Raw genomic sequence first — 19,523 nt, forward strand, 5'->3', positions numbered from 1 at the left:
AGCGTCGGGTGCGGGAAGACCGTGTGCATCAGGTCTTCCTCGGTGGTCTCCAGGTTCATGGCGACGACGTAGCCCTGTCAGACACTTAGCGGTCTCGGAGCCTTATTCGTTGAGGGCTGAAAGAGGACTGTCCGAACACCCCGCAGGAACTCGCTGGCACAATCTGGGCACAGTGAGACCGGCACATGGCGACGATCAGAAAGCGGAACGACAGGTGGCACGTTCAGGTCCGACGCAAGGGCTCCCCTGCCCTCACACGATCATTCATCACCAAGGCTGACGCACAGACCTGGGCTCGCAAGGTCGAAGCTGAGGCTGACCGCCGGGGCCTGCCGGTTGGGCTGAAGGTCCTCGACACGACCACCGTAGGTGACATCCTGATTCGCTATGAGGCCGAGGTCACACCAAAGAAGCGTGGGGCTGTCAGGGAGGGAATGGCGATTCGGGTGCTCCTGAAACACGCGATAGCCAAGGTGCCACTCAGTGCCCTTACGGTAGCCAAGGTGGCCCACCACAGGGACCTACGCTTATCGGTGGTGAAGCCATCGACCGTGTGCCGTGAGATTCTTCTCTATCAGCATGCCTTCAAGGTGGCCCGGAATGTCTGGGGTCTCCCGATCCCCGAGAACCCGTTTGCCCTGGTGGAGAAGCCAAGGGTCTCTGATGGCCGCACAAGGCGCTTGGAGCCCGGGGAGTGGGAGATGCTGAGGGAGGCCTGTAGGCGGTCTCGGAATCCCTGCATTCTCCCGATGATCGAATTTGCAATCGAGACGGCCATGAGGCGGGGGGAGGTCCTTAGGCTGCGGTGGTGCGATGTGGATACCACCAAGCGAACCCTACACATTCCTAGGGCCAAGAATGGACACGCCAGGACGATCCCCCTGACCACACGGGCTGTAGAGCTTCTGAACACTCAGAGACCTGAGGGCGTCTCAAGGGAAGCTTTGGTGTTCCCGACGACCGAGGACGCTGTGAAGATGGCTTGGCGAAGGGTGATGATGAGAGCCCCCCTGCCGAACTTCCGGTATCACGACCTTAGGCACGAAGCTGTCAGTCGATTCTTTGAGATGGGCCTGAGCATACCCGAGGTGGCACTCATCAGTGGCCACAGGGATACCCGGATGCTTCTGAGGTACACCCATCTAAGGGCGGAGGATGTCGCTGGGAAGCTGACCTAGGATAGTCCTCTGGCGGCCCTTGCTCATGTATGACCCAGCGGCGTCGGAGTCGTTTGTTGATTCAGGACGATTTCAAGACCCCTTGTGGCGGCTCTGGCTAGACAATCTGCGGTCGCAGTCGCATCATGTCTCAAATCTGTGGGCCAAGGAGCGGCGGTCTTGGGAACGATTACTAGGGACGCTATTTTAGATTGCTATAAGCTTTTTCCATTCGAGTATCATCCTCTGTGGCAGGGTATCATACAGGGGCGCTTAAGTTTGGATCAAGTACTTCTAGCCGAAAGGCAGCACTACATAAGGTCCAATGTAGGACGTTTTTTCCGTCAAAAGGCAGCGGAAGAGTCGGCATCCGTTTCTAGGAGAGCACATGAACTTCTCATGGAAACCTATAAAGAGGAATGCACTGATGATGACAGCGGACCTAGTCACGTAGAGCTAATCAAGCGTTTGTTGCTCATTGGAGGTGTCAAGGAGGTCGACATTATAGGCGCCTCTCCAACTCCGGGAAACTCTGCGGCAATTGCGTTGTATAAAGACATTGGGGATCGCGGGCCGATGCACCACATGATCGGGGCTGGTGCAGTCGAGTATTTTTACAGCGAACTTAGCCCGAAGATATTCGATGCCTACACGCGCGGGTATGGGATGACATCAGATCAAGCTGAAACCTATCGTATTCATGGCCCAATGGACCGCGAGCATGCCGAGCGGGCTCTTTCTATAATCGATGAGCCTTCAGTGACTGATGACGCAGAAGGCATTCTAATGTCTGTTAGAGACGCTTTCGTAGCTACTAGTTTGCATTATGATGGCATGTTGCAAGCCGCCACTGGGGTAAATTCATATTGGAGCGGAAAGTGAAAGGCTACATCTATCGGCTTTACAAAGGATCAGACCCATCGCGAGGTTGGGTATTTAATGACCCGATATTCGGAAAGCCCCCGACTTTGGGTGCCTGTGTTCCCAATCTTCGACGTAGTGTTGAGAAAGGTGACTGGGTCTTTTGTATCAGTGGGCAGGTTTCAGCACATCAGCCATATGTCGTTGGTGGATTTCAAGTCGAAGAGAAAATTTCGGCAATGAAGGCCTACGAAAGATTTCCAGAAAACCGCCTGAGGAAAGCAGCAAGTGGTCAGCTAACAGGCAACATCATAGTAGACGAAAATGGCAACCATGACCCCATAGATAACCATTCTAACTTTGAACGCCGAGTAGAGAATTACTTGGTGGGGGGCGACTCGGTGTGGGCCTCTGAACCTGAGGAGGTTGAAACTTCAAGACAACAGACCGTCCCCGTGCTTTCAAAGATATTCAACAAGCAGGCAAATAGATCATTCGATATTGTGCCACGATGGAGGAGGATGGATGAGGGTCAGGTCCATGACCTTGAGACTTGGCTTCGTTCAATCAAAACATGAGCACACCCCTTCAGACATATCTAAATCATGCTTCCGTTCCCAGAGAGAAACTGTCTCGTTCTGGAATCGAGGATGCACGTTTAGAGGCTTTGATTGGCGGTGCTGACCCAACCATAGACGAAATCAGAGCAATCGCTAAGTCATTAAATGTGAAGACCCGGCAGCTTATATCGGGCCGGGCGACTGAAATACCATCGACCCTGAAGTTACGGCAGAATTTTGCTGTCGCAGATTTTGTCAACACGGCCGAAACAATAGATATCACGGACCGCGCTTATTCATTTTCCGAGATGCTTCCAGATAGGGCTGCTCTCCGCGTCGGTAGTCAACTTGAGGATCGAGATTTTGAGACTGCCGAGTGGTTAGCGCAGGTTTGCCGCAAGGAAACGCTCCAAGTGGACGACAAATCCCCCATAATAAATCTTGATCGCCGGATAATATCAAGAACGAGTATTTATTTGGTAGTTAGCCAATTCCGAAGTATTGAAGGCTCTACATTATCGCTCAATGGGCGGCAATTTGTTTTTCTGGCCGAGCGGACTGACGCACGAATGCGCTTTACCCTCGCTCATGAGCTCGCCCACTATTTGGTTGACTTGCCGGAAGAAGACGGTGGGTGGTTCGATAAGGATGTCCTCCAGTCGAGTGGAGATACCCGCAACACGGAATGGTTTGCAAACACTTTCGCCGCAGCACTCCTCTTGCCATACTCCGGTATTGCTGATGCCCTTGCAGTGTTTCGTCGGAAATACAACGTTTCCGGTGATGGGCTCAGCGACATTGAAATCTTGTTTCTTGCTCGCCTATTCGGGGTGAACTTTCAAGTCGCCGCGAGAAGATGTGAAGATTTACAGCTTCTTCCCCGTGGTGGCGGACAATCTCTGTATAATAAAATTCGAGAAACATATAAATCACCCGAAAAACGAGCAGACGAACTCGGATTACCCAGAAGGCAAGATTATGATTGGAGATCGTGGTCTAGGTTTTTCCTTAGTAGAATTCAGCCAGCATTAGTTAATTCAGAGGTGTCAGTTGGGCGGCTTGCTGAGTTGATGGGGCTTCCGGTGTCGCAATTATCTCAAGAGATGAGTTTCGATGCTGACCTGTATTGATACTTGCTGTCTAATCAATCTCATAAACGGAAGTGTTTTAGATGTCATAGCTTCTACGCTTGGCAGGAATTTGCAGTATCAAGGTTTGGTCGAAGATGAAATACAGTCACATGTGGAAGTGATTGAGTCTTATGCAGCTAGGGGGTTACTTACAAATCTTTCAGGCGCGGGTATCTTCGCATCGGAAGTTGGACGGATAGCAGACGAATACAACATTGGGTTAGGTGAAGCTGAGTGCATTGCTATAAGTCTCAAATCTGGTTGTGGCATGGCTTCCGACGATGGGAAGGCACGGCGCGCTGCAAAGCGCGAACTAGGTGAGCCACGGATTACAGGATCATTGGGCTTACTGTCGGAAGCTGTCCGAATAGGGAGTCTATCGCCAGACAAGGCTCATGAAGCGTATCAGGCTATGAAGACCCAGGGCGGTTTCCTTCCTCGTGTGCCACCCAGGTATTTTCATGCCGTTCTAGCTTAAGACTTGTTATTTGATTTTCTTGGCTGCCCTTGGATTGCCTCCGCGAGATTCCTAGCCAACACGTCGCCCTTCGGTGACAGTGTGTAATGAACATGCCTCAGGTTCTCTAAGCTCGTCGTGCGCTCCACCAAGCCCAGACCTTCGTGTTCCCTTCCGCTTGACCCCAGGTCCAACAACCAACGTGAGGCGATTGGCTGAATGGTGCCGAGGGCCTTTGCGTATTCTGTAGGACCCCACCCAGGAGTAATGGCGACTGCTAGGAAGGCTGAGGCCTGACGGATGGTCCCCTTCGGGTACACCGTACGGAAGTGCTCAAGGGCCCAGGCGAGCCTCATGAGGGCACGGGTGTCGGTGGGGCCAAGGCCGACAGGAAGTCCGCCCTCAGACATCAAGCAAGTACCTCTACAATGGAAATCGTTATGTGTTTGGACAAAGAGACCTCGAAAGGTCTCCCCTAGTTCACATCGTGATGGTCACGAAGCCGTCTGGGATTGCATCGATGATCGTTGTCAGGTGCTCGACTGAAGCGACCGTAAGCACATCATTGGCCCACACACCTAAGGCCTGGGTAGAACACCAGAGGCGTGCTGAGGCTGTTACTGGGTGAAACATTGTGATGGTGGATTGAATGTCAGCGCCGAGGATAAACAGGTCGATGATGCGCATGGCCTAGCCCAAAGTTGCCGCTGTCTATGTAGCGGTCGAGCATCCAATATCTCTAAGCTTGGCTTATGTCAACATACGATAGTATTCATGGCAGATTACATCCCATGGTAGGACGTATGAATTGCTCTCTGTCCTTTGTGTGACACCGGAAGGTTCCAGGCGAACCTTTGCCCCCGCCCCGTTTGATGTGTCAGTGCAGTGTGGCAGCCTAGGATATTTCGGTAGGAGGGACCCGTAGATGGGACCCGAGGTTTCCCGTTGCTCCGGCGCACCCCCAGGCGACACACGTCAGCCCAAGGTCGAACAACAGAACAACCCTTTAGCGGAAATTTGAAAGTGGGCTGGGGGTCTGATCCCTGAGAATTGCCCTCAGGAGGGACCCGCTGGAATGGGACCCTTAGGCCACCCTAGTGTCTGAGCCCGGCTCTCAGCCTCTCGGTCTCGCCTCCCATGAGTACGCTGGGCGAACACCACCGAACGGCTACAGCATCATCCGGCTCGTCCTCAGGACATTCGGCTCCGCCATTAGGCCACCAGCGGGACCTAACGAGTGGAGACCTGACAGGTGCCCGTCATCATCTTGGACGAGAGCGTCTTGATGAACGTGCTGGTGCTCTGTGTGACGAGCAAGCGGCCTGTAGCTGGGTAGATGGAATGGACCCACACAGCGTCGTCTAGGACACTCACAAAGGACCAATGACCCGACTGCATACGCTGAAGGTAGGCCTTTTCGGTCCTTGCGGTGCTACCAGCAGCCTTTGAGTTTTGAAGTATCAGGTTTCCTTGCTGGGTACTGTCGTCGCCTGAGTAGGACCATGAGGCATCCTTGAACGCATCTTTCTCGGTCCTGATCTGACCATCCACTTCATCGAACCTGATGCCACTGATGTCCCGACGAACAGCCGTAATCGATGTGCCTGAGGCTGAGGTTGCCATGAGGCAAGCTAGGGCAGAGCCGAGGATGGGACGCATGGGGTCTGGGGGTGCCTAGGAGCCTCGTAGAGCCTCACTGTGGCTCGCTGAGTCCCTGCCCGCAATGCTTAAGCTACCAGACGTCTTGAGCCTTCTGTGGGCGACCTGAGGGCCATGTGTTGATCTGGCTCCACACCAGAATCCCCAGGAGGCTTCACGTCAGCCTAAGGTCCAACAACAACTTGTCCCTTTAGCCGAAATTTGAAAGTGGGGTCCATGGATCGTCCCTGAGAAATGCTCGCAGGAGTCCCGAGGCTTGCGGCTCTGATGTCTTAGGTCTGGCCCGGAGGGGAGCGCACCGCATCCTCACAGACGCACAGCTTCACCCCGCATCATCAAGATGACAGATCACAGGGCTTCGCTGGCAGACATTGACCCGTCATTCCGCTCAAGCTGCCTTGGGGTTCAGGACCCGGTGGACGGACATGCGGCTGATCCCGAGGGCTTTGGCGATGGCTGAGGGTCCCAGGCCCTGTATGCTCAACTCTCGCACCTTGTCCGCTGGAATGGACACCGGGCGACCTTTGCCCTCGTACACCCCCGCAGCCTTGGCCTTGGCGATGCCCTCAAGCTGACGCTCACGGCGTAGGTTGGTCTCGAACTCAGCGAAGACGCCTAGCATCTGAAGGAAGCACCGACCGGCTGCCGTTGACGTGTCGATAGGCTGCTCAGTGGCCCGCAGGGTTACACCCTTGGCTTCCAGGCCGTCCACCAGGGACGCAAGGTCGGCAATGGAGCGGGCCAAGCGGTCGATACGGGTGACGATGATCGTGTCCCCCTTCCTGGCGAAGTCCAAGAGCGTCTGAAGCTCTGTGCGGCCCGTGGTGGTGGTGCCGGATTTCTTCTCGGAGCGGATCACCTCACAGCCAGCGGCTTTCAATGCACCCTCCTGAAGGCTGAGGTCTTGGTCGGTGGTGCTGACTCGGGCGTAACCGTAGACGGCCATTTGGGCGGGTCCTGTAACAGAACGATCTAGACCTAGACATCCTGCTGTATCAGAAGTCCGTTGTCAACCGTTTTGTGACGCATTTTGGCGTAACAACGGGATGTATCGTGGCGGTGTACCCTTGAGTGACATGGAAGGGGATCAGAGCAAGGCAGGCGGCAAGAGCCCCGGCTGTTGTCAGAACGAACCAAGGACACAGCGGGCAGAGGCGCATCGGTGCACTCAGAGCTTGAGCTGGGGCATCTGACAGGCGGCAACCGTGCGTATTCGGGAGGCTGCCAGTTGGTCGAACGGGAGAAGCGTGGCTGCGGCTCGGGAAGGCGCTTTGTCGGCCCCTATAGCCCTTGGTGTAGTTCGGCCGCCTGAGGCGACGATTTGAACAGACAATTATTTCAGTCTTATCAGAGATTTAGATGATTATTTCACTACTCGGCCGTCGTGAGTTGCCGGTGCGTCACTTTGGCTGTTTTGCTGGACTATCAGTGCCTTGTGCGGCCTCAACTATCAGTCAAGTAGACTGCCCCATATCCTTGTACACCTCAGCCATCAAATAAGTTCCCACAACATAGCACAAAGTATGTATATCCCGTGACGGATGCCTCGCGGCCCCACACTGAGTAAGACGCGGGGCTGACACACAGACAAGCATAGAGATTCCATGACTGTCAGCGAGTAGCTGGGCGGCAAAGGATGACCTATGGTCAAACCAAAGGCAGATTTATGATAGAGAACACCCAGGATAAAGCTCAGGAGACCATCGTGTCGCTTGAGGAATTGTCACCATCAGAGTTGATGTGGGCGCTGAGTCGAGAAACCCCCGAAGTTGAGGAGGGCTTCATAGTCTCGGTTGGAAACACGCTCTTCCGATGCTTCCAGAAAGCCGTGCCGACTGAGCACCCGATGGAAATCTGCGGGATGATCTTGGCGTTCGCTGAGATGACCCAGGATCAGGTCGCCATAGCCCGGATGCGCCTTTGGGCCACTCTGATAGCCGATGACTCAGCGCGCCTTGAAGCGGCTTAAGGGAGGGTCGCACAGGAATGCCAATCGACCTCAATAACCCCTTCGCTCAGGCCCTCATCAATCAGGGGCGTGCCCGTGGGTACAACCCCATGTCCATAGCGGCATCCATCGGCAATGCCAGTGCTGAGAACGGGTTACGGACTAACGGGGCTCCCGGTGACAGTGGGACGGCTTTTGGTGGCTTCCAATGGCGCAATGAGCGCAAGGCAGCACTCGATACCAAGGCGCGGACTATGGGCAAGACCTGGGATGACCCGGATGTCCAGGCCGCTCACTGGTATGACGAACAGGACGGCTCTGAGTCGCGCTGGGGCCTCAAGGGAGCCAAGGACCTACAGACCGCAGTGAATGCCACTGTGTCCTCGCTTAGGCCTCAGGGGTGGACTCCTCGCGATCCTACGGGTGCTCACAACTACGGTGGTCGTCTGAGTGCCGCTGAGGAGGCCTTCCGGCAGATGAATGGTGGTCAAGCTCCACCGCGAACCCCAGGCGACCTACAGCCCGCTCCAAGTGATCCCGAGACCACTGGGTCGATACCGCAGGCCCCATCGAAGGAGGGCTTTGAGGCGTTCCTTGACGGTGGCCCTGGTGCCCTGTTCGGTAAGCCTCAGGAGGGCTGGAACCTGGGGGATGCCCTTGGCGGGGCTGGCATCGCCATGATGGCCCGTGACAACCCTGAAGGGGCCGCAAAGATCGCTGGATACCTCAACGGCAATCGAAAGGCTGAACGGGACAAGTTCGAGAACATTTACGACAAGCAGTCAGGCAAGCTCATCCGTGTTCCAAGGGACGGCGGACCTATCACGACGCAGCAGATTGGCACCGCAGCGAGCACCAAGAGCATCGTCAAGCTGGACCCTGAGTCAGGCAAAGCGATCATCGATAATGGGGATGGCACGTTCGGCACTCAGGACATGCTGCCGCCTAAGGCTAACCCGATGTCCGAAGGCAGTCAGAAGCTATTCGAGGCGAACAACACAGCGGCTGAGGTGGCGTACAACGCTGCGGCTGACACACAGAAGTTCACCAAGATGCTCATGGATGGCCAGGTGGACCTCTCAGCGATGGGTCGGATGGGTAATGACTTCTCTAACTACCTTGGAAACTCCGATGAGAAGACCCGGAACGCTGCACAGCTATATGCCCATCTTGAGAAGCTAAGGAACGCGAGGCTCCTTGAGGCCAAAGGTGTTCAGACCGAAGGTGACGCCGCACGGGCTCTTGATGCACTGCTTCCGGGGTCATCCAAGTATGACAACAAGGCTGTCGCGACGCTATTCCGAGGTCTCACGGATGACTTCCAGAAGACCTATGAACAGCACCAGAAGTACAATGAGCCCCTGTTGCGTCAATACAAGGACTTCGATCCCTCGGGCTCCTACACGACCAAACACCAAGAACGGCTGGGGAGCCTCAAGGCGGCGCGGGACGGCATTGATGGGGGCTGGGAGGCCTTCGTGAAGCCGCCTGAGGGTGGACCGGAGACAACAGGCAGAGACCCGCTGAAGACACTACGGGAGAAGCCCAAGGAGAGCTTCATAGAGTGGTATCGACGGAAGGAAGCCGAGGAAGCCAAGGCTAACGCAAGGCCTGGGAGTAGGCCTGAGGATGTCCAGCTAGTCGGCCCGTAAGGTGTCTGGATAGATATGGATGACTAAGGGGAGGCCTTCATGGGTCTCCTCTTTTCTCTTACCGGCTTGCCTTATAGTGGGCTGGGGTGCCCGGGTTCTACCATGGGTACCATGGCTACATAGGACACCTACAGGACATACATCAATTATATATCATATGGAGTATCTACCTAAGGATACCATAGGAGGACCATGGCAACACAAAGAGTCACTACAGCAAGACCTAAGGACCAATGGTTAGATCATTGGGTGATAGCTCAGGGTGATCCCCTCAGGGCTTTGGTGTCCACCACCATACACACAGTCACTGAGACCGAGAGGCGAGCTAGGAGGCGTAGCGCCAGGGCTCAGGAGGACTTCGAGAGGGCCATAGCAGCCCTGGTGGTCAATCTGGCCTACCTAATTATCAGGCCTAGCTGGACCGGATGTCTCGCACTCACCCAGGACGATGGGCACAGGGTCACTCGCTATGAGCATCCCTCGCTGACCGTCAGCACTATCCGCAAGGCCCTGGTAGCCCTCACAGACTTGGTCCTGAGTGTTCGGAAGGGCAGAGCCGGAGCGCGCCTTACCACGACCATCAGACCCACAGATGGATTTGTGGATCAGGTGCGGAGTCTTGGCATCAGCCCAAGTGACTTTGGACGAGACCCGGAAGAAGAAGTCATCATCTTGAGCATCACCTATAGAGGCCTCGTGGCGACCAAGTATGGCGCGGATTACGTGAAGTACCGCTCACAGGTGAACTACAGGACCACTGATCCTTGTGTGGATCAATACCGAGAGAGAGTCCGTAGCATCAATGAGTTCCTTCGATCTGCCGATCTAACGTTTGTGGATGATGGGCTCCTGCCTGGGGTTAGGACCGAGGATCGCACCATGCGCCGAAGGTTCACGACCCTGAATAACTTGGACACCCGGTGGGACCTCAACGGGCGACTCTTTGGCGGCTTCTGGCAGAACCTTCAGAGGGACCGCAGGCAGCACCTACGGATCAATGGGGAGCCTGTCTGCGATCTGGACTTCAAGAACGCCTTCGCCCGTCTCGCCTACCTACACACGGGCCAGGAGGCACCAGAGGGAGACCTGTACGATCTAACGGGCATCCTACCGGGCTATGATAGGGACCACCCGACACACCGCAATGGGGCCAAGGCTGGCTTCAACGCTCTTCTGAATGGTGGTGCTGCCAACGTGCCTGAAATCCTCAGCGACCTACCTGAAGGCACCACAGCGAAGGCCCTGAGACATGCACTCTCGGTCAAACACCCTGACCTTGTGGATGTGTTTGGCACCAACCTGGGCCTCAGCCTGATGTTTACCGAGAGCACCATCCTCATGGGTGCCCTTGAGAGGCTTATGGCTCAAGGGATCGTGGCCTTAGGGATGCACGATGGATGTATGGTGGCTGAGAGCCATCAAGAGGCCGCTCAGAGGGCCATGGAGGCTGCTTCGGAAGATGTGCTGGGTGTGGGGCTGACGGTGGTGTCAAAGCCTGTCTGTGAGGCTCCTGGGGCACTTGAGAAGCTGAAAGCTGCCTAAGAATCTACGCCTATTAGTATAGGAAAGATTTGCGTTGGGCTTGGTGTTAAGGAAAGCCTGAGGAAACACGCCGGCTCAACTCGTAGGTACGTCTTAGGCATACGTTCAGGCGCACTCCTCGCGCGGTGTCAATTTGGAACCCTGCTGTCCGGCACCGTGTTCCTCTGTCATTCCATACCCTAAGCGGAGCACCGGCTACTGATGGCTACCCCACCAACGTCTCGCTACGTCATTGGCGCTGCCTTCGCAGCTGGGGTGGCTACCACTGTGGCATTTGTTTCCATGGGGCACAGAAGCGAACCCGGAACGCAGAGCACACTGGCCACTGGCGCAGCATCGCCAACCCAGGTGGCAACACAAGCTCATCTCATTCGCCCCCCTGAGGCTGCACCGGCTATCCGCCCTTCGGCTGAAACCGGCTCCGGCAGTTGGGTTGATCCTGTCCAAAATGCCCAAGCAAAGCAGGCCTCCCGCCCATCTCAGCCACCCCTGGAGTTCCACCTAAAGGATACCGCTGAGGAGCGAGGAAGCAGTGCGAAACAAGAGAGCATGGTAGTAGCGGTACCCTTGCCTCCCCGGAGACCAGAGGTAGCTCAGGTTGCAAAGATAGAGGTCAAACGGGACCGTACTCCACTGGCTGATCGTGGTGCTAGGAAGGTGATCATTCCCGATCAAGCTGAAGCCACTGTACGCAAGGTCCACTCGGTGCCTGCTCGTGTACGGTATGCTGAATCCGTTGAGACTGCGCCCGGGAGGGAGCCTATTGGATCAAGACAGCGAGTTACCTCCGGGCGGACGGATGGGGTGATGGGGTGGCTAGCGCAGCCTTGAGGATACTGAGGAACACCGAAGCTATCGTAAGCCTCGTCTCAAACTGTCGGCGGTCTAGATGCTGAAACGTAAATTGTTGATCTTCGTGGCTCCGGCGTTCCTGTGTTCGGCTTCGGCTCAAGCTATCGGACTGCAAGAGATGAACGAACGCACAGCCTCGATTGCTAACCGCTATTTACAAATATGGTCCTCCAACGATGCGAGCCCGGTTGCTGGGGTTCCGTATATGTATGGACCAACGGTCATGTTCTACGGGCATAGATACACTCATGCTGACCTTATTGCTGAGAAGCGAAGGGCTATAAATCAATGGCCCGTCCGTAGGTACGTCCATCGCCCTGGTACACTCAAAGTAGTGTGTAACCCATCGGTAATGAAGTGTGCTGCCCGGTCAACAATTGACTTCAGCGTCAGCAATCCCAACCGAGGCACATCCAAGTCCGGGTCTGCGAAGTTCGATCTTGGTGTTAGCTTCGCCCAAGGTCATCCAGTTATCCTGTACGAGGGCGGTAGTTTGAACAGCCGTCGAGCCGAGAGATAGCTACAGGCGCTTTGCCGCAGCAAACCTTGGAACTCAGCCTCCCGCTCCTGAGTAACTCCTAATGTTCTCAGGCTCGGCTGTAGGGTCACAGATGCGATATGAATCCCTCGAAAGCGACGAAACAGTCATGGCTAACGCTACTGCCGTGATCGAGTTAGCACGTCAGATGGACAGCCCTCATAGCACAGCGTTCCTCCAAGCCTACCACCGAGCCGAGGCTGACATCGTTGCGGCAGACCCGTGGCTCTCGGAGCCGGTGATTCGGGGCAAAGCCGTGATCCAGGCGTTCCACCTAGTTGGACTGCCTTGGCTTTAAGGGACGGGCTACTTCGGAGACCCGCAGAGGCTCGCTGATACCCCCTGCCCTCTTGGCACACTCTGGGCACACTAAGGGGCAGTGAGGGTGTCTCTCAAGGTATCCCGGAGGCTTGACCATAGAGCCCCTGCCCCGCTAGGTTCCGCCGGTTAACAGCTTGTTCTAGCGAGGCTTTTGGTCATCTCTCAGTCCTACGTGTGGATCACCTTCCCGTACGCATTCAGCACGCTCTCGTGCATCATCTCGCTGAGCGTCGGGTGCGGGAAGACCGTGTGCATCAGGTCTTCCTCGGTGGTCTCCAGGTTCATGGCGACGACGTAGCCCTGGATCAGCTCGGTGACTTCGGCGCCGATCATGTGGGCGCCCAGCAACTGGCCGGTCTTGGCGTCGAAGATCGTCTTCACCAGACCGTCCGGCTCGCCCAGCGCGATGGCCTTGCCGTTGCCCGCGAAGGGAAACCGGCCGACCTTCACGGCGAAGCCCTGCTCCTTGGCCTTGGCCTCGGTGAGGCCCACCGAGGCGATCTGCGGCTGGCAGTAGGTGCAGCCGGGGATCTTGGCCTTGTCCATGGCGTGGGTGTGAAGGCCCTTGATCGTCTCGACGCAGAGCACGCCCTCGTGCTCGGCCTTGTGGGCGAGCATCGGTGGCCCGGCGACGTCGCCGATGGCGTAGACGCCGGGCACATTGGTGCGCCCGAGGCCGTCGGTGACCACGATCCCGCGCTCGATGGTAACCCCGAGAGTCTCGAGGCCGATGCCCTCGATGTTGCCGACGACGCCCACCGCCGAGATCAGCTTCTCCGCCGTCAGGTGCTGGGACTTGCCGTCCCCCGTCTCGATCGTCGCCGTAACGGCGTGGGCGGACTTCTCTACCTTCGTCACCTTGGCGCCGGTGAGGATCTTGATGCCCTGCTTCTCGAAGCGCTTACGGGCGAGGCCCGCGATTTCGGCGTCCTCCACCGGCAGGATCTGCGGCAGCAGCTCGATCACCGTCACCTCGGCGCCCATGGTGCGGTAGAACGAGGCGAACTCGATGCCGATGGCGCCGGAGCCCATGACCAGCAGGCTCTTCGGCATCGTCTCTGGCACCATGGCCTCGTAGTAGGTCCAGATCTGCTTCTTGTCCGGCTCGATGCCCGGTATGGCGCGGGGCCGCGCTCCGGTGGCGACGATGATGTGCTTGGCCGAATAGGCGCCCGCCGCCAGAGCGCCCTTGGGGGCCGGGGCGCGGGTGGTCTCCTTGACGGTGACTTGGCCCGGCTGATTACCCTTGGCGGCCGCCGTGATGGTGGCCTCGCCCCAAATCACGTCAACCTTGTTCTTCTTCAGCAGCATGCCGACGCCGCCGTTCAGTCGGGTCGAGACCCCGCGCGAGCGCTTGACGATTGCCGCGGTGTCGAATCCGACCTTCTCGGCCGACAGGCCGTAATCGGAGGCGTGCTGCATGTAGTGGTAGATCTCGGCCGTGCGCAGCAGCGCCTTGGTGGGGATGCAGCCCCAGTTCAGGCAGATGCCGCCGAGATGCTCGCGGTCCACCACCGCCGTCTTGAACCCGAGCTGCGCCGCCCGAATCGCCGCCACGTAGCCGCCGGGGCCGGCGCCGATGATAAGGATGTCATAGGTGTCGGCCATTGGGCGCTCCTACGTCCTCCCCGCACTGGGAGGGAACGGGGTGGGGGTGGTTCAGCCGTATTCGCCAGGCGGACGCTCCGTCCCGCCTAAACCAGCATCCCCATGGGGTTCTCGATCAGCGCCTTGAACGCCGAGATCAGTTCGGCGCCCAACGCTCCGTCGAGGACGCGGTGGTCGCAGGACAGGGTGGTGGTCATCACCTGGGCCACGGCCGGGGCGCCGTCGCGGACCACGATGCGCTTCTCGCCCGCACCCACCGCCAGGATCGAAGATTGCGGCGGGTTGATCACCGCCGTGAAGTGCTTGATGCCGAACATGCCGAGGTTGGACACGGACGTGACGCCACCCTGGTATTCCTCAGGCTTCAGCTTCTTGGCCCGCGCCCGGGCGGCGAAGTCCTTCATCTCGTTGGAGATGGTGGAGAGCGTTTTCTGGTCGGCCCGGCGGATTACCGGCGTGTACAGGCCGCCGTCGATGGCGACAGCCACGCCGACCTCGGCATTGTCGAAGCGCAGGATCCGGTCCTCGGCCCAGACGGCGTTGGCCGCCGGCACCCGCATCAGGGCGAGGCCCATCGCCTTGATGACGAAGTCGTTGACCGAGAGTTTGAACAGAGGCTTGCCGTCCTTGGTCTTGCCGGCGCTCGTGTTGAGCTGTTCGCGCAGGGCCATCAACGCATCGAGCTCGCAATCCACCGTCAGGTAGAAGTGAGGCGCCAACTGCATCGCCTCGGTGAGGCGTTTGGCGATGGTCTTGCGCATGCCGTCGAGGGGGACTTCCTCGTAAGTGCCCTTCGCGTAGAAGCCGCGTACCTGGTCCGCGGAGAGGCCGGCGGGGGGCGCCGCCTTGGCGGGGGGCGGTGCGGCCTGTGCGGACGCTGCCTGCGGGGTCTCGACGGGCTTCGGCGCGGCGGCGGGGGCCGCCTTGCCGGTTCCGGCCGCGAGCGCCGCGCGGACGTCGCGCTCGATCACCCGCCCGCGCGGGCCGGAGCCCGTCACCGCACCGAGATCGACCCCTTCCTGCTTGGCGATGCGGCGGGCCAGCGGCGATGCGAAGACGCGTCCGACCTCGTTCGACGGCGCGGCGCCGGGGCTCGCGCCCTCGCTCTTGCCACCCGTGGGCTTCGCGCCGTCCGGGGCCTCGTTCACCCGGGCGTAGGACATCGTTCCGCCGCCGGGCGTGGCGTTCTCGGCGGTCGCCTCCGCCTTGGAGGATTCGGCCTTCGGGGCTTCGGCGGCCCCGCCGCCGGGGGCCTGCACGCTGGCCGGGTCCTCGCCGTCCGCCGCGATGATGGCGATCAGGTCGTTCACCGGCACGTCGGCCGTGCCCTCGGCCACCAGGATCTTGGCAAGCACGCCCTCGTCGATGGCCTCCACCTCCATGGTCGCCTTGTCGGTCTCGATCTCGGCGAGCACGTCGCCGGACTTCACCGCGTCCCCCTCCTTCTTCAGCCACCTGGCCAGGTTGCCCTTCTCCATCGTGGGCGACAGGGCGGGCATCAGGACGTTGATCGGCATGGGGGGGAAATCCTGATCGTCAGCGGGCGGTATCGGGGGAGCGGCGGTCAGTTCAGTATCGGCGCGTCGGGGTCGAGGCTCTCGGCTTCGAAGCCGGCGCGGATGCGCGCGAAGGCGTCATCCTCCGACATCTCGGTCTCCAGCGCGTAGACCCGCGCCGCCTGACGGGCGAGATCGGCGAGGAGGCGCCCCCAGGTGGCTGCGTCGTCGAAGGAGCGCCGCAGGGCGATGCTCACGGCCCCGTCGACGACGCTGGCGCGAAGGACCTCGACGCCACCGTTCTCGAGGGCATCCGGCGGGGCGGACAGTTCTTCGAATTTGTCGGTCATCATCTCGTCTCCGGTCTCTCCCCGGACGGGGAGAGTGGGAGGGGAACGCGCGCGGCCCTCAGCGGTAGCAGACCGCCTTTGCCGCCTCGATCACCTCGGCGACGTTGGGGAGCGCCAGCTTCTCGAGGTTGGCGGCGTAGGGCATCGGCACGTCCTTGCCGGTGACGCGCAGGACCGGGGCGTCGAGGTAGTCGAAGGCATCGACCATCAGGCGGGCCGAGATCTCGGCGCCGATGCCCGATTGCGGGAAGCCCTCCTCCACGGTGACGCAGCGGCCGGTCTTCTTCACCGATTCCACCACCGTTTCGGTGTCCATCGGGCGCAGGGTTCGCAGATCGATCACCTCCGCCTCGATACCCTCCTCAGCGAGGGCCTGCGCCGCCTTGAGGGCGTAGGTCATGCCGATGGAAAACGACACGATGGTCACGTCGGTGCCGGGACGGTGAATCCGCGCCTTGCCGATCGGCAGCACGAAGTCGTCGAGCTTCGGCACCGGGAAGCTCTGTCCGTAGAGGATCTCGTTCTCGAGGAAGATGATCGGGTTGGGATCGCGGATGGCCGCCTTGAGCAGGCCCTTGGCGTCCGACGCGGTGTAGGGCGCGATGACCTTCAGGCCGGGCACGTTGGAGTACCAGGCCGAGTAGTCGTGGCTGTGCTGGGCACCGACGCGGGCGGCCGCACCGTTGGGGCCGCGGAACACGATGGGACAGCCGAGCTGCCCGCCGGACATGTAGAGGGTCTTGGCCGCCGAGTTGATGATGTGGTCGATCGCCTGCATGGCGAAGTTGAAGGTCATGAACTCCACGATGGGACGCAGGCCGGTGAAGGCCGCGCCGACGCCGATGCCGGCGAAGCCGTGCTCGGTGATCGGGGTGTCGACGACGCGGCGGGCGCCGAACTCCTGCAGCAGCCCCTGCGTGATCTTGTAGGCACCCTGGTACTCGGCGACCTCCTCGCCCATCACGAAGACGGCGTCGTCCTTGCGCATCTCCTCGGCCATGGCGTCGCGCAGGGCCTCGCGGACGGTCGTCGAGACCATCTCGGTGCCCTCCGGAAACTCCTCCATGACCGGCGCCGGCGCCGGCGCCTTGTTGGTGATGGTGGCGGGGGCCGCCGGGGCCCTGGGCGCGTCGTCGCCGGTCTTGGCGCTCGGGGCCGGCTTCTCGGCTTGGCCCTCGGCCTGCATGTCGGGCGCCGGAGCGGGCTGCGCGGACGTCTCGGGTTTCGGGACACCGCCGCCAGCGGACGCTGCCGAAACGTCCTCGCCCTCGGCGGCGATGATCGCGATCGGCGTGTTGACCTTCACGCCCTCGGTGCCCTCCTCGACGAGGATCTTGGCGAGCACGCCCTCGTCGATGGCCTCGACCTCCATGGTCGCCTTGTCGGTCTCGATCTCGGCCAGCACGTCGCCGGATTTGACCGGGTCACCCGCCTTCTTCAGCCACTTCGAGAGCTTGCCCTCCTCCATGGTCGGGGAGAGGGCGGGCATCAGGATGTCGGTCGCCATGAAATACTCGTCGATCGAGGATGAGGCGGTCAGCCCTTCGGAGACGGGGGGTGCGGCCGCATGCGCGGGATGCCGCCCCGTCTCCGACACATGATGGGTCTCAGGCGCGGGCTTCCAGCAGGATGTCGGTCCACAGCTCGGACGGATCCGGCTCGGGATCGTGCGTGGCGAACTCGGCGGATTCGTTCACGGTCTCGCGCACCTTGGCGTCGGTGGCCTTCAGCTCGGCCTCAGGCACCCCGTGCATCTCGATCAGGCGCTTGCGCACCATCTCGATCGGGTCGTGCTCCTCGCGCATCTTCGAGACCTCGTCCTTGGTCCGGTACTTGGCCGGGTCGGACATCGAGTGGCCGCGATAGCGGTAGGTCTGCATCTCGAGGATGTAGGGACCCTCGCCCGAGCGGGCGTGCTGGATCGCCCGGGTCGCGGCCTCCCGCACGGTGCGCACGTCCATGCCGTCCACCTGCTCGCCGGGGATGCCGAAGGAGATGCCGCGCCGGGAGAAGTCGGTCTGGGCCGAGGCGCGGGCCACCGAAGTGCCCATGGCGTAGCGGTTGTTCTCGATCACGTAGACCACCGGCAGCTTCCAGAGCTGCGCCATGTTGAAGCTCTCGTAGACCTGGCCCTGGTTGGCCGCACCGTCACCCATGTAGGTCAGGCTGACATTGCCGTTCTTCTTGTAGGCGTCGGCGAAGGCCAGCCCCGTCCCAAGCGAAACCTGGGCGCCGACGATGCCGTGGCCGCCGAAAAACTGCTTTTCGCGGGAGAACATGTGCATCGAGCCGCCCTTGCCGCGGCTGTAGCCGCCGCGCCGGCCGGTCAGCTCGGCCATGACGCCCTTCGGATCCATGCCGCAGGCGAGCATGTGGCCGTGGTCTCGGTACCCGGTGATGACCTGATCGCCGTCGACCGAGGCCATCTGCATGCCGATGACCACCGCTTCCTGGCCGATGTAGAGGTGGCAGAAGCCGCCGATCAGGCCCATGCCGTAGAGCTGTCCGGCCTTCTCCTCGAAGCGCCGGATCAGCAGCATCTCGTGATAGGCGTGGAGATCTTCCTCGCGGGTGAACTGCGGCGCGTTCGGGGCCGGCGCGTGGGTTTCGGCCGCGCCCGTGGGCTTCGCCCCCCCGGATCGCTCAGCCCCCGCCCGGCTTGTGTCGGAGGCGGCTTGGCCTGCATCCTTCGCGGCATCCATCGGCAACTCCCCGGGATCATCTGTTCACCCGGGGTTCTAGGGCACGCCCGAAGTGAAAGCGAGGCCGCCCACCCGACAGAACGGGGAAGTTGTCAGTTGAGAAGCGCCTGCGCGGGCGACGGGTTTCGCCGTCCGGGGCCGATCAGGGATCGATGATGACCACGTCGTTGGCATGGACACGGCCGAGCATGACGCGGGCGCGCTCCTCCAAGAGGTCGCGATCGATCTGATCGCTGCGCAGCAGGGCCACCCGGTGCTCCCAGATCGCCCGGTCCGCCTTGGCGGCGTTGAGCTCTTGGTTCAGGGCGCGGGCCTGGACCTTGAGGGCGCGCTTGGCCTCGAGGCCGCGGTTGCCGCTTTCGGCCTGATGCACGAAGAAGCCCACGACGAGGCCCGACACGGCGTAGAGGCCGAGGGGCATCAGAACAGCACGGACGCGACGACGGACCACCATGCCGGCACGATGCACCCACAGGGTTAAGGAAGTGCTGACGGAACTGCGAAGGGTCGCCCTGCGCAGGGGGGGCCCGAGCCGATGATGCGCTTCGATCTGGTCGATCTCTCGCTGTTCCGGCACGTGGTGGAGGCGGGCTCGATCACCCACGGCGCGGGGGGGGGGGGGGCGCCCCCCCCCCCCCCCGCCCCCCCGCCCCCCCCCCCCCCACGCCACCCCCCCCCCCCCCCGCAGCT

16 protein-coding genes are annotated in these 19,523 nt (G+C 60.0%); 8 read left to right on the forward strand and 8 right to left on the reverse strand.

Going from position 1 to position 19,523, the window contains the following annotated elements; all coding sequences use genetic code 11:
• Positions 1-185: 185 nt before the first annotated feature.
• The 5 genes from AC6EUL_RS21765 (at position 186) to AC6EUL_RS21785 (ending at position 4,186) form a co-directional block, all read left to right on the forward strand.
• Positions 186-1,178: a site-specific integrase gene (locus tag AC6EUL_RS21765; RefSeq protein ID WP_499872641.1), complete on the forward strand. Its 993-nt coding sequence runs from the start codon at positions 186-188 to the stop codon at positions 1,176-1,178.
• Positions 1,179-1,316: 138 nt separating this feature from the next.
• Positions 1,317-2,039 carry an iron-containing redox enzyme family protein gene (locus AC6EUL_RS21770; RefSeq protein ID WP_499872664.1) on the forward strand — a complete coding sequence of 241 codons (723 nt, stop codon included), beginning with the start codon at positions 1,317-1,319 and terminating at the stop codon, positions 2,037-2,039.
• Positions 2,036-2,596: a hypothetical protein gene (locus AC6EUL_RS21775; protein WP_499872643.1), complete on the forward strand. Its 561-nt coding sequence runs from the start codon at positions 2,036-2,038 to the stop codon at positions 2,594-2,596. The genes AC6EUL_RS21770 and AC6EUL_RS21775 overlap by 4 nt, the downstream gene beginning before the upstream one ends.
• Positions 2,593-3,708: an ImmA/IrrE family metallo-endopeptidase gene (locus AC6EUL_RS21780; RefSeq protein ID WP_499872645.1), complete on the forward strand. Its 1,116-nt coding sequence runs from the start codon at positions 2,593-2,595 to the stop codon at positions 3,706-3,708. The genes AC6EUL_RS21775 and AC6EUL_RS21780 overlap by 4 nt, the downstream gene beginning before the upstream one ends.
• Positions 3,692-4,186 carry a PIN domain-containing protein gene (locus AC6EUL_RS21785; protein WP_499872647.1) on the forward strand — a complete coding sequence of 165 codons (495 nt, stop codon included), beginning with the start codon at positions 3,692-3,694 and terminating at the stop codon, positions 4,184-4,186. Before AC6EUL_RS21780 ends, AC6EUL_RS21785 begins: the two co-directional genes overlap by 17 nt.
• Before the next feature lie 459 nt (positions 4,187-4,645).
• On the opposite strand, the gene AC6EUL_RS21790 is transcribed toward AC6EUL_RS21785, so the two are convergent.
• Together AC6EUL_RS21790 and AC6EUL_RS21795 are read right to left on the reverse strand one after the other, a co-directional pair.
• A complete protein-coding gene (locus tag AC6EUL_RS21790) occupies positions 4,646-4,852 on the reverse strand; it encodes a hypothetical protein (RefSeq protein ID WP_499872648.1) in 207 nt (68 codons plus the stop codon).
• 1,360 nt (positions 4,853-6,212) lie between these two features.
• Complete coding sequence (locus AC6EUL_RS21795) at positions 6,213-6,770, reverse strand: recombinase family protein (RefSeq protein WP_499872650.1); 558 nt, start codon at positions 6,768-6,770, stop codon at positions 6,213-6,215.
• Positions 6,771-7,460: 690 nt separating this feature from the next.
• Between AC6EUL_RS21795 and AC6EUL_RS21800 the strand changes: the two genes are divergently transcribed.
• The 3 genes from AC6EUL_RS21800 (at position 7,461) to AC6EUL_RS21810 (ending at position 10,966) form a co-directional block, all read left to right on the forward strand.
• Positions 7,461-7,793, forward strand: coding sequence for a hypothetical protein (locus tag AC6EUL_RS21800; RefSeq protein ID WP_499872652.1), 333 nt, complete (start codon positions 7,461-7,463; stop codon positions 7,791-7,793).
• 17 nt (positions 7,794-7,810) lie between these two features.
• A complete protein-coding gene (locus AC6EUL_RS21805) occupies positions 7,811-9,424 on the forward strand; it encodes a phage tail tip lysozyme (protein ID WP_499872654.1) in 1,614 nt (537 codons plus the stop codon).
• Positions 9,425-9,706: 282 nt separating this feature from the next.
• Positions 9,707-10,966 (forward strand): hypothetical protein, encoded by a 1,260-nt coding sequence (locus AC6EUL_RS21810; protein ID WP_499872656.1) that lies wholly within the window; start codon positions 9,707-9,709, stop codon positions 10,964-10,966.
• Positions 10,967-12,845: 1,879 nt separating this feature from the next.
• On the opposite strand, the gene lpdA is transcribed toward AC6EUL_RS21810, so the two are convergent.
• The 6 genes from lpdA to AC6EUL_RS21840 form a co-directional block, all read right to left on the reverse strand.
• A complete protein-coding gene (gene lpdA / locus AC6EUL_RS21815) occupies positions 12,846-14,285 on the reverse strand; it encodes a dihydrolipoyl dehydrogenase (RefSeq protein ID WP_499872658.1) in 1,440 nt (479 codons plus the stop codon).
• A gap of 86 nt (positions 14,286-14,371) precedes the next feature.
• Positions 14,372-15,802 carry a pyruvate dehydrogenase complex dihydrolipoamide acetyltransferase gene (locus AC6EUL_RS21820; protein ID WP_499872660.1) on the reverse strand — a complete coding sequence of 477 codons (1,431 nt, stop codon included), beginning with the start codon at positions 15,800-15,802 and terminating at the stop codon, positions 14,372-14,374.
• 47 nt (positions 15,803-15,849) lie between these two features.
• On the reverse strand, positions 15,850-16,131 hold the full coding sequence (locus AC6EUL_RS21825; protein WP_056211469.1) for a DUF5076 domain-containing protein: 282 nt from the start codon (positions 16,129-16,131) through the stop codon (positions 15,850-15,852).
• A 58-nt stretch (positions 16,132-16,189) separates the two neighbouring features.
• Positions 16,190-17,638 (reverse strand): pyruvate dehydrogenase complex E1 component subunit beta, encoded by a 1,449-nt coding sequence (locus AC6EUL_RS21830; RefSeq protein WP_499872662.1) that lies wholly within the window; start codon positions 17,636-17,638, stop codon positions 16,190-16,192.
• 100 nt (positions 17,639-17,738) lie between these two features.
• Positions 17,739-18,833 (reverse strand): pyruvate dehydrogenase (acetyl-transferring) E1 component subunit alpha, encoded by a 1,095-nt coding sequence (pdhA, locus tag AC6EUL_RS21835; RefSeq protein ID WP_056211273.1) that lies wholly within the window; start codon positions 18,831-18,833, stop codon positions 17,739-17,741.
• A gap of 142 nt (positions 18,834-18,975) precedes the next feature.
• Entirely contained in the window at positions 18,976-19,287 is a 312-nt protein-coding gene (locus AC6EUL_RS21840; RefSeq protein WP_055953008.1) for an FtsB family cell division protein, read from the reverse strand.
• Positions 19,288-19,523 lie beyond the last annotated feature (236 nt).

The organism is Methylobacterium sp. 001424705 (genome assembly GCF_059816145.1).